Source organism: Pseudoalteromonas sp. SR43-2, from assembly GCF_014163885.1.
In the GTDB taxonomy this organism is placed as follows: Bacteria; Pseudomonadota; Gammaproteobacteria; order Enterobacterales; family Alteromonadaceae; genus Pseudoalteromonas; species Pseudoalteromonas distincta.
This window is the reverse complement of sequence record NZ_JACJED010000018.1, coordinates 70,908-81,449: the sequence shown is the minus strand read 5'-3', so window position 1 is coordinate 81,449 and position 10,542 is coordinate 70,908. Positions and strand designations below refer to the sequence as shown.

The 10,542-nt window shown below is 38.8% G+C and carries 10 protein-coding genes; 3 read left to right on the top strand and 7 right to left on the bottom strand.

What is annotated here, in order from left to right; all coding sequences use genetic code 11:
* Position 1: 1 nt before the first annotated feature.
* From H5120_RS15030 to H5120_RS15020, 3 genes are all read left to right on the top strand, one after another.
* A complete protein-coding gene (locus H5120_RS15030; protein WP_024596440.1) occupies positions 2-1,327 on the top strand; it encodes a PAS domain-containing methyl-accepting chemotaxis protein in 1,326 nt (441 codons plus the stop codon).
* Positions 1,328-1,613: 286 nt separating this feature from the next.
* Positions 1,614-2,684 carry a hypothetical protein gene (locus H5120_RS15025; protein ID WP_002963298.1) on the top strand — a complete coding sequence of 357 codons (1,071 nt, stop codon included), beginning with the start codon at positions 1,614-1,616 and terminating at the stop codon, positions 2,682-2,684.
* 55 nt (positions 2,685-2,739) lie between these two features.
* Positions 2,740-3,801, top strand: coding sequence for a hypothetical protein (locus H5120_RS15020; protein WP_182675383.1), 1,062 nt, complete (start codon positions 2,740-2,742; stop codon positions 3,799-3,801).
* An 82-nt stretch (positions 3,802-3,883) separates the two neighbouring features.
* Here H5120_RS15020 and ttcA read toward each other — a convergent pair whose 3' ends face one another.
* From ttcA to H5120_RS14985, 7 genes are all read right to left on the bottom strand, one after another.
* Entirely contained in the window at positions 3,884-4,798 is a 915-nt protein-coding gene (gene ttcA, locus H5120_RS15015) for a tRNA 2-thiocytidine(32) synthetase TtcA (RefSeq protein WP_002963067.1), read from the bottom strand.
* A gap of 153 nt (positions 4,799-4,951) precedes the next feature.
* The gene (gene uspE / locus H5120_RS15010; RefSeq protein ID WP_149602858.1) at positions 4,952-5,884 is read right to left on the bottom strand and encodes a universal stress protein UspE; all 933 of its coding nucleotides are present in this window, start codon (positions 5,882-5,884) and stop codon (positions 4,952-4,954) included.
* A gap of 103 nt (positions 5,885-5,987) precedes the next feature.
* A complete protein-coding gene (locus H5120_RS15005; protein WP_002963069.1) occupies positions 5,988-6,725 on the bottom strand; it encodes an FNR family transcription factor in 738 nt (245 codons plus the stop codon).
* A gap of 70 nt (positions 6,726-6,795) precedes the next feature.
* Complete coding sequence (locus tag H5120_RS15000) at positions 6,796-7,467, bottom strand: sulfite exporter TauE/SafE family protein (RefSeq protein WP_182675382.1); 672 nt, start codon at positions 7,465-7,467, stop codon at positions 6,796-6,798.
* Positions 7,460-7,627 (bottom strand): cbb3-type cytochrome oxidase assembly protein CcoS, encoded by a 168-nt coding sequence (ccoS, locus tag H5120_RS14995; protein ID WP_002963071.1) that lies wholly within the window; start codon positions 7,625-7,627, stop codon positions 7,460-7,462. Before ccoS ends, H5120_RS15000 begins: the two co-directional genes overlap by 8 nt.
* The gene (locus tag H5120_RS14990; protein WP_182675381.1) at positions 7,624-9,999 is read right to left on the bottom strand and encodes a heavy metal translocating P-type ATPase; all 2,376 of its coding nucleotides are present in this window, start codon (positions 9,997-9,999) and stop codon (positions 7,624-7,626) included. Before H5120_RS14990 ends, ccoS begins: the two co-directional genes overlap by 4 nt.
* A gap of 8 nt (positions 10,000-10,007) precedes the next feature.
* Positions 10,008-10,499, bottom strand: a complete 492-nt coding sequence (locus H5120_RS14985) for a FixH family protein (protein WP_002963075.1) — start codon at positions 10,497-10,499, stop codon at positions 10,008-10,010.
* Between the last annotated feature and the right edge of the window lie 43 nt (positions 10,500-10,542).

Genomic DNA, 10,542 nt, shown 5'->3' with positions numbered 1-10,542 from the left:
AATGTTTTTTTCTAAAAATAAGCAAAATGAGATAGCCTCTTTAAAAGCAGAACTCTATCCGTTACAACAAGTGTGGGAAGGGCTTTACCGAGAGATGTTAGTACTGAACATTCTCTATGATGGCAGAATTTCGCACGCCAATGATAGGTTTTTAGAAAACTTAGGCTACAACGAAGACGATCTTACTAATAACTCTTTTGATGATTTTATTACTGAGTCATCTCGTCAATCTTCAGAATTTAAAAGCCTACAGCAAGCTATAAAAAAAGAAGGACATTGGGGCGGTGCATTACAAATTGCGCGCGGTGATGGTAAAGCTGAATGGTTACGTTTAATAGTACATCCTGTAAAAGGGGAGCAAGATCAGTTGCTCTATTTTTCTATATTCGGGAGTGTGCTTACAAAAACAATTACGGCTTCCCGCGAGCAAAGCGACACTATCAAAGCAATATATCGCTCTATGGCAGTAATTGAATTTGATTTAGAAGGCCATGTTTTAAAAGCAAATGAGCAGTTTTTATCAGCAATGGGTTATCAAGAAAGTGAATTAATAGGAAAACACCATCGCACATTTTGTGAAGCTTCAGAGTATAATTCCCAAGAGTATCAACAGTTTTGGGCTAAATTAAGAGAAGGACAGTTTATAGCGGAGCGCTTTAAGCGTGTTGATAAATACGGCAATGTTGTATGGTTAGAAGCGTCATATAACCCAATCTCAAATGACGTGAATGAGCTTTATAAAGTAATGAAGTTTGCAACAGTTATTACAGAGCAAGTAAATCAAGAAATTGCGATATCTAAGGCTGCCGAAATTGCTTATAGCACCTCAACCCAAACGGATAAAAAAGCAGAGCAAGGCGCGAGCGTTATACAAGATACAGTTGCAGTAATGACCGAGCTGGCTATTAACATGGAGCAAGCGGCAAGTGAAATTTCAGCGCTTGATCAGCAGTCGCAACAAATATCGAGTATTGTACAAAGTATTAGTAGTATTGCAGAGCAAACCAATTTGTTAGCATTAAATGCCGCAATTGAAGCGGCTAGGGCTGGCGAGCAAGGTCGAGGTTTTGCTGTGGTTGCAGACGAGGTTCGATTGCTTGCATCTCGTACATCAAAAGCAACAGAAGAAATTGTAGAAGTAGTACAGCGTAACCAATCACAAACCCAAAATACGGTGGCTGTAATAGAAAAAGGTAAAGAAAAAGCAGAGCAAGGTTTAGCACTATCTAAAGAGTCGGGTGATGTGATGCAGGAAATTCAGCAAGGCGCACAAGAAGTTGTAAATGCGATTGGGCAATTTACCAGTGAACTCAAAGCTAACGGCTAGATTAGTTACGTCCTTATTCTAAAGCGGGTACCTTTACCGGTACCCGCTCAACCCAACCCCCCTCAATATTACTCTCGAAACATCCCTGATAATTTTAAATTTAACAATTATTTTTTAATAACCCATTAAATAACAAGTAATAAGTTTCTTTACCTTTTTAAATGAAAATAAATTGTTGCATTTTTGTTCTCTGTTCCTAATACTGATGAACGCCAAGGCTGACAAGCCCTAGTATGAATACCTTAAATGATAATAAAATATTACGTACACAACATTAAGGAATTGTATGAACAACACTAAGCGCACACACACATTAATTAAACCAAGTCACCTAATTGGTGCTGGGCTTGCTATGCTAATGAGCTTTTCTGCTGCGAGTAAAGACTACAAAATTATATTAATTCACGGGTTACAAACTTCGCAAATAACCAATAAGTCGGGTAGTGATGTAATTAATGACGGTGAAACATATTGGCAATCGTACTGGAATAATCGTGCAGATGAGCGAATTGATTGGCCTGCTTATGAGCGAATTGAAGATAAAATTGCTACCGATTGGGTGTGGCCAAAGTTAAAGCAAATTTCACGCTCTAATTTATGCAGTGATGGCTGTGTATTTGTAACACATTCAACAGGCGACTTAGTTGCACGCCATATTATTGATAACCAAGAAAACTGGTTAGAAAACGCAGGCTTACAGCCGCTTAATATTGTTGCGACGTTTGATTTAGCAGGCGCGGGTGGTGGAAGTGAGCTTGCAGATGTAGCCGTTAGTGCTTTAACTGGCGCATCATGGAACTTTGCGGTCGATGCAGCACTCAAATGGTGGCTAGGGAGCGATGTAACCGAAGCTGTTGGTGTATTACACGATTTAAAAGTGAATAATGCCCGTAAAATATCGCCATTTCCTGATGCACGTACACCTCGTTTACGCTTTGTGGCAGATGGTAATGCGTATTTAGGTTTAACAGGTGGATTTTTAAAAGGTAATGATGATTCGGTTGTAGCATCGCACTCTTCATGTGGTGCAAGTTCGGCTGGCTCGTTTGGAAGTTGTAGCAGCAGTATTGATACAGATGGCCATTTAAAATCGCAAGGTGATGCTGTTAGTAGCTTTATGCCAAATCATTATCCAATGATGATGAGTGACAGTTATAGCCATAACGAAATACATAACGCGCAGCGTAAAGGTAATGTCACAATAGCCATGAATAACGTAAATGTTGAAGGTAATAACGTAGGGTTTAATACGTTTGATAAAACTACAGGTAGTTGGTTTTGGAAAAAACAATATCGTTATATTAAGGATTCAAATAATTTAAGTGCATCAGCACTTATTTATAATGTGATTCCATAACATAGAAGGCGTGTAGTTAAAAACTATACGCCTTATAAAAGATTGAAATATAAAAATGAAAAAATTTTATGTCGTTGCTTTAAGTATTAGCACTATTTTATTCTCGCTATGGTTGACTGGTAAAAATGATGCTCATAAAGTTGCTGAGCCAATAAAACCACAGATTAAACACAGCGCGAACGCACCTGACTTATCGCCTGTAAAAGTGATCCCTATAGATGTGCCTAAAGCTAAAAAACCACAATCAAAAAAGCAAATTACGTTTAATGAAGACCTAACAAAAGCAGCGCAGCAAGTGGTGATGCAATACGAAAGTGCACTTAAGTTTCCTCCTTATTCTCAACCTCTAAGTCCTTTAGATGAAGATCGATTAAAGCCAAATCAATTTTATCCTGTGTCGAGCCCCATAGGTGAAAGCGGCGATGCTTTAACGGTAAGCCTCAAACAATATCGTTTTGTATATCCAGAAGAAATAACATTAAAGGTAAGCGCTCAAGGGCTTGGTAAAGTGGTCGTTGAACTTGCAAATACTGATACAAAGGAAGTATTTAATACCCATACGGGCAATGCGCGTGAAGGTGAGGCAATTATTACATTTAAAGAAGATGAAGATTACCCTCGTAGTTTGCAAGTGTATGTGCAGGGCGATGTTGACGGCAAAAAAGTACCCGTAGTTGCGCAAATTCAATATATGCCGCCAAGTGCTACTTTGACAGGTTTTGAAATTGCTTATGCTCAAAATGAAAACATGATTATGCCAGCTAATTTAACGGTGATAAAAAGTGGTTTGTATCGTGTTAGGGCGAATTTATATAGTGGTGATACACCACTTGCTCATTTGGTATCTAAGGAACGCTTAACACAAGGGAGCCAAACCGTAGACTTAAAAGCTCATTGGTCAGTATTACCTAAGGGCGTTACCGATATGCGCTTAAGTGACTTTGTAATAGAAAGAATGTCGCCAAGCCCAGGTGAGCGTAACAGCTTTGGGAATAGTGAAATAAGCCATTTTGATATAAACGATTTCTCGTACGACAGTTTACAGCAGTTGCCGTATCAGACTAATGCACAAGAAAAGTTAAGTTTAGAGTTTTTACAAGGCCTAGCTGAGAGTTAAAAAGACAACGTAAGGCTGAATTGGTAAATTCAAGGGGGTTGTACATAAATACAACCCCCTTAAATTTGTTAGCCTAGATATGTTAGCTTAGATTTATAGTAACTACACTTGGCGCTTCTTGTTCATCAAGCTCATTTGTAACAGGCACTTTAGGAATGTCTGGCTTATCAAGAGCTATATCGCCACCATCAATGACTTCACCGGTTTGTAAGTTTTTAAAATCAAACAAATCAGCATCAGCTAAGTGTGAAGGCACGACGTTTTGCATTGCTGTAAAAATACTCTCAATACGGCCTGGGTGCTCAGCATCCCATTTAGCGAGCATTGCTTTTGTATGTTTACGCTGTAGGTTTTCTTGCGAACCACATAGGTTACACGGAATAATTGGATAACCTTGTGCAAATGCGTATTGGCTTATATCGCTTTCTTTGCAGTATGCAAGTGGGCGAATAACCATATGCTCGCCGTTATCACTCATTAATTTAGCCGGCATACTTTTTAGTTTTCCACCGTAAAACATATTTAAAAACAACGTTTCAATCATGTCGTCACGATGGTGGCCAAGGGCTATTTTAGTTGCGCCTAACTCATTTGCTGTGCGGTATAAAATACCACGACGCAGTCGTGAGCAAAGTGAACAGGTTGTTTTACCTTCAGGAATAATGTCAGTAACAATGCTGTAGGTATCTTCTTCTACAATTTTGTATTCTACATTCAATTTATCAAGATACTGGGGTAAAACGTGCTCAGGAAACCCTGGTTGTTTTTGATCTAGGTTTACAACAACGAGATCAAACTTTATAGGTGCTACACGTTTTAAATGTTGAAGCATTTCAAGCATTGTGTAGCTGTCTTTGCCACCTGATAAACACACCATTATACGGTCACCTTCTTCAATCATATTGAAGTCCATAACGGCTTGACCAGTTTGGCGACGTAAACGCTTTTGTAGCTTATTTAAGTTAAATTGAGCTTTAGCTTGATCTGAGTGTGACAATTACGCCCCCTAGTAAAACAATACAGCAAAGTTATTTGCTAAAAATAAAGGGGCGTATTATACCCAAACCACCTGAATATGCGAGTTTAGGATGTAATTAAACACGGTATTTTTAGCAAGTAATATCCAGTTCGTTACTTGCTAAATTTTTAATTAATCTAGTTTCTTTGCCATCGGGCTTACGTAACCATCGGGCTTGAGTGCCAGTACATCGCAGTCAAGGCTATCAATTACATGCTCTGCTGTATTACCTACTAAAGCGGCACTTAAGCCTGTACGACCAACGGTACCAATAACAACTAATTCGCTATTTAACCGCTTAGCTACATCAGGGATTACATCCTCTGGTAGGCCTTCTTCAATAAAACATTGCTCTTGGCTTAAATTAAACTCAGCAGCAAGTGCATTGGTTGATTCAATGTGGTGTTTTTTAACTGATTCGTTATAAAGTCCAGGGTTAAACTCAGGAATTTCGATTGCTATATTTATGGGCGTTGCAGGATAAGCATTAACTAAATTAAGCTTTGCGTTGGCAAGTTCACATAAAAATTGTGCGTCTTTAATTACCCGTTTATTAAGTGCTACATGTTCTTCGTTTTCACTAACCGCATTCACAGCAGCTAAAATATTACCGTTTTCTGGCCATGCCATTTCTTTAACAAACAACACCGGGGCAGGGCATTTTCGTACTAAATGCCAGTCGGTAGGGGTGAAAATAACGGATTTAAGTGCACCATGTTGATGTGTGCCTTTAATTACTAAATCGTACTTTTGATCAATTACAGTATCGATTATGGCTTCATAAGGACGGTTATGCCAAACCACTTGGGTGTCAATATTTATATCTTTGTAAGGTGAAACCAAATCGTTAAGCCATAGCTGGCGATCTTTTAGTACGGCATCACGCATTGCTTCGCGTTCATCGCCAGATAGCATCGTTGTCATTTCATAAGAGAAGTCGTAAACCGTCATAAAGGCGGTAATACTTGCGCCAGATTTTTTGGCCAAATCTATTGAACGTGATAAACCGTGTTGATCGTCTTTGGTAGGGTCAATAACCGCAATAATGCGTTTAATAGTGTTCATATGCTACTCCATTTGCCTAACGGGTGTACAATTAGTGTAACGCAAATATAAAACAGTTAAAGGGGTAGCATATAAATTGTTGTTCTAAATCAAACTATTTAATTTAGCGAGGCTTAACGATTGCTGCCGTTTTAGCTAAGGCATCATTATCTAAAATTGTAATAAATTTACCTTCTACTTTAATTAAGTCAGCTTTTTGAAAACGGCTTAATAAGCGGCTAATAGTTTCTACGGTAAGGCCTAAGTAGTTACCTATTTCACCACGAGTCATGGTAAATCTAAATTCTTTACGCGAAAAACCACGCTCGCCAAAACGCTCTGACAGGTTATAAATAAAACTAGCTAAGCGTTCTTCTGCTGATTTTTTATTAAGTAATAACAGCATTTCTTGATCGTATGTAATCTCACTGCTCATTAAACGCATAATTTGTTGACGAAGTTTTGGTAATTTACCAGCAAGTTCATCAAGTGTATCAAATGGAATTTCGCACACCATTGACGTTTCAAGTGCTTGCGAAAAGCTCTGATGCGCCATTTTGCTTATCGCGTCAAAGCCCACCAAATCGCCCGCTAAATGAAATCCGGTTATTTGCTCATCACCTTGCTCTGATAATGTGTACGATTTAAATGAACCTGAACGTACTGCATAAATAGCTTGTAAAGGGGCGCCTGATTCAAATAAGTAGTCGCCTTTATGGAGTGGTTTTTTTCGCTCAATAATTTCGTCTAGCTTATCCATTTCTTGGCCATTGAGAGAAAATGGCAAGCACAATTGACTAATACTGCAGTTATTACAGCTAATAGCACAATTACCTTTAGCGCGACTTTGAGAGAAATCCATAATTTAATCCGTTTAAATTTTTATACACACGACTGCAAAATAACCATAAAAGGTTAATACTGCGAATAGGTTATTGTATCAGCTTGTCAGTTGCAATTATCAATAAGTAGATACCATACCAGATTATAACACTGCCCAATACAATTCGGGTCCACGGGTGGTTAATAATACTATTTAGTTTTTGTGCGGTAACGCCTAACGTGATAATTGCGGGGAAAGTACCCAAAGCAAAACAAAGCATCACTAAAGCACCGTCTAGAGCACTTGGGCTAGTCATCGCCCATGTAAGTGCTGAGTAAACAAGTCCACATGGAAGCCATCCCCACAAAGCACCGTAACCTAGAGCTTTAAAAGGCGAGTTAATAGGCATTAAGTATTTATTTAGCTTAACAATGTGTTGCCACACTAAGGTTTTACCAATTTTTTCTAACCATTGCAACGTAGGGCCTAAGCGCATTATATACACGCCGACTAGGAGCATAAAAATAGCTGCAATGAATGAAAGTGCTAAAGAAAAAGATGTGTTTTGCCTAGCAAATTGGCTGCTAATACCAGCAACAAGTGCACCTGCTACCATGTAGCTCAGTGCACGCCCGGTATTATAGGCAAATGAATAGGTAAATGTTTTGCGTTTATCACTTGCCAGTTGTAATGAGCTTGCAATACCGCCGCACATGGCAATGCAGTGACCGCTGCCTATTAGCCCCATTAAAAATGCGCTGGTGTAAAGAGGATCAATCATTACTTTTGTTATGTTGCTCTTTGTCGTCTTCAAACAAAATACTATGACCTTGCTTATTTAAATCAGAAAACTGCTCACTTTTTACGGCCCAAAAGAAAACGCCTATAGCAATAATGACAAATAAAATGGCAATGGGGATCAAAATGTAAATTATGCTCATAACTTTAATAGCCTTAGTGAATTACTAATCACAATAATTGAGCTGGCAGACATGCCAATAACAGCCATCCACGGAGCAACTAAGCCCAGTGCTGCCAATGGTAATATGGACGCATTATACAATAAAGACAGCGCAAGGTTTTGCTTAATAATACGTCTGGTTTGTTTTGCCACATTGAGTAAATGATCAATTGAAGCTAAATCGCTATTAAGAAGCACTACATCGGCGCTATTTTTTGATATGTCAGCACCGGTTTCCATTGCAATGGATAAATGCGCACTGGCAAATACAGGGCTGTCGTTTACGCCATCCCCGACCATTGCTACAACTTCGTTTTGTGACGCCCATTGTTCAACGGCTGTTTGTTTATCTTGTGGCGAACACCCAGATTGCACACTTTCAAGGTTGAGTTGTTTAGCTACTTTTTGCCCTGCATCTGATGCGTCACCGGTTAACATATGGCACGTTAAATTTTGCGATTGAAGTGAGTCTATAAGCTTTTTAGCATCGTTTTTTACTTTATCAATAAAGTAAAAACGTGCAACAACCTGCTTATTTATATACAAGCTTGCTTGTGCATTTGATTTTTTGCTATTAAACCAACCACTTTTACCAATTGCATAATGATTGTTTGCATCTTGTGCGCTAATTCCTAGACCTGGATGTACTTCAACGTTATCAAAATTGTGGTGAGCAGGAGTAATTTCATCAAATGCGCTGGCTATAGGGTGTTCAGAATAACGCTCTAACATAGCTGCTATATCTAGCACTTGCGCTTTTGTGTATTGCTTATCGAGTATATCTACTTCATCAAGGCTAAATTTACCTTGGGTGAGTGTGCCTGTTTTATCAAAGGCAAATAACGTAATTTGTGAGAGTGTTTCGAGCACATGCGCTTGTTTTATTAATACGCCTTTACGGGTCAAGGTTGCAACCGCGCATGTAAGTGCGGTTGGTATGGCTAAACTCAGGGCACATGGGCAGGTAGCAACTAAAACCGAAATGGTGATCCAAAATGCGTGTTCAGGGTCAATTTGGTACCAGCCAATAGCTGTAAGTGAAGCAAATATAAGCAGGCACGCTATAAACCATTGCGCAACTTTATCTGTAATTTCAACCAGTTTAGGGCGTTTAGTTAATGCGTTGTGTTGCAAGCGGATAATTTGATTTAAAAGGGTATTTTGGCCAATTTTATTGATTTTTATTTCAATAACACCGTCGTGGTTAACGCAACCGGCGTAGACATTGTGACCGATAAACTTTGTAACGGGTTGGTGTTCGCCCGTCATCATTGATTCATCAACCGTAGTTTTACCCCTAATAAGCTCGCCGTCGGCAGGGATTGTTTCACCCGCTTTAATGAGTACTACGTCATTAAGTTTTAGTTTTTTGGCTGCAATTATAAGTTCTTCACCACTATCATTAATAGTGCGGGCTGTTAATGGCAATAATTTTTGTAAGTTGGCAGTAAATTCGCTCGCTTTTAAACGCGCTCTAAATTCAAGATATTTACCTAATAAAAGTAAAAAGGTAAACATGCACACAGATTCAAAATATACTTCGCCGACTTGCATAAATGTAGCATAACAACTTGCGCCAAACGCACCAAAAATAGCCAGCGATACAGGTAAATCCATATTGAGCTGTTTTGCTTTTAAGCCATTTATGGCGTTGGTTAAAAATGGCAGTGCGCTGTACAAAATAACCGGAGAGGCAAGTACTAAGCTGATCCATCTAAAATACTGCTCAAAATTGCTGTCCATTCCTGAAAACATGCCAAAGTACATGGCAAACGCAAACATCATAACTTGCATGGTCATTAAGCCAGCAACACCTAAGCGGCGAATATAGGCTTTGGCAGTTTGTTGCTTTTGTTGAGCTTCAATATCTGATTGAAATGGGTAGGCTTTATAACCAATTTTGGCTAAGGAAGTAATAATTTCACTCAATGGGGTGCTGGTTTTATCCCATTGGATCATCGCGCGGTTGGTGGATGTATTTACATCAACCCGTTTTACAGTATTTAAGTTTAAGAGTTGTTTTTCGATAAGCCATGCACACGCTGCGCAGGTTATACCTTCAACACTCAACAATACCTCTGAGATATTATCGTTAGTAGCTATAAATTCGTCTTGAATGTCTTCGTTGTCATAACTTTTTATAAATGCGAGTTGCTCAGGTACCAGTTGCTCAACCTTGCCTGCGCGAACAGTTCGGTATTTATAATAATCAGTCATACCTTGTTCAACAATATTTTGCGCAACTGCTTGGCAGCCAATGCAACACATTGGCTGGGCTATATCGTCAATTATAACGTTTGCGCTAAATCCGTTTGGCACACTTTCAAGGCAATGAAAGCAAGAGTGAGACATAGTAATGATTACTTATAGTTAGGAGTAACTAAAACGGTTTCAGCCGTCGGTAGAACAATGTTTTCTTTTAGTTTCCAGCTGCCATCAATTGGCTCAATAAATACAGAATATGCACCTGGCGTATACTTATCAAGTAATGCAGTAAATTCTTGATTGGCATTAGGTGTTAGTGTGGCCTCAAAGTCATGCGCTTTAATAGTACGGTGGTAAAACGAAAGTTTTAAAACATGTACGTTGCTACTGTCACCTTTTGTAAACTTAAAGCTTACACGCTCGTTGGTAACATTTAATTCGCCATGTAAGTAAAGTGCTTTTGCTTTTTCAAACTTAGTCAGTTCTAAGTTTATTGCTTTGCCTTTTTTGTAGTAGTCGTCAACAACCATATCTGGGCCGTTACCTATTGCCGTAATAAATAAGCTAATACAGCCAATAATGGCAACTAACGGAAAAAAGATTAAAAACCAAGGCCAAAAATTTTTATACCACGGAGTAGGTTGCATAGTGTCTCTAAAATTAGTTTAGGAAGCGTTATTTTATAGGAAT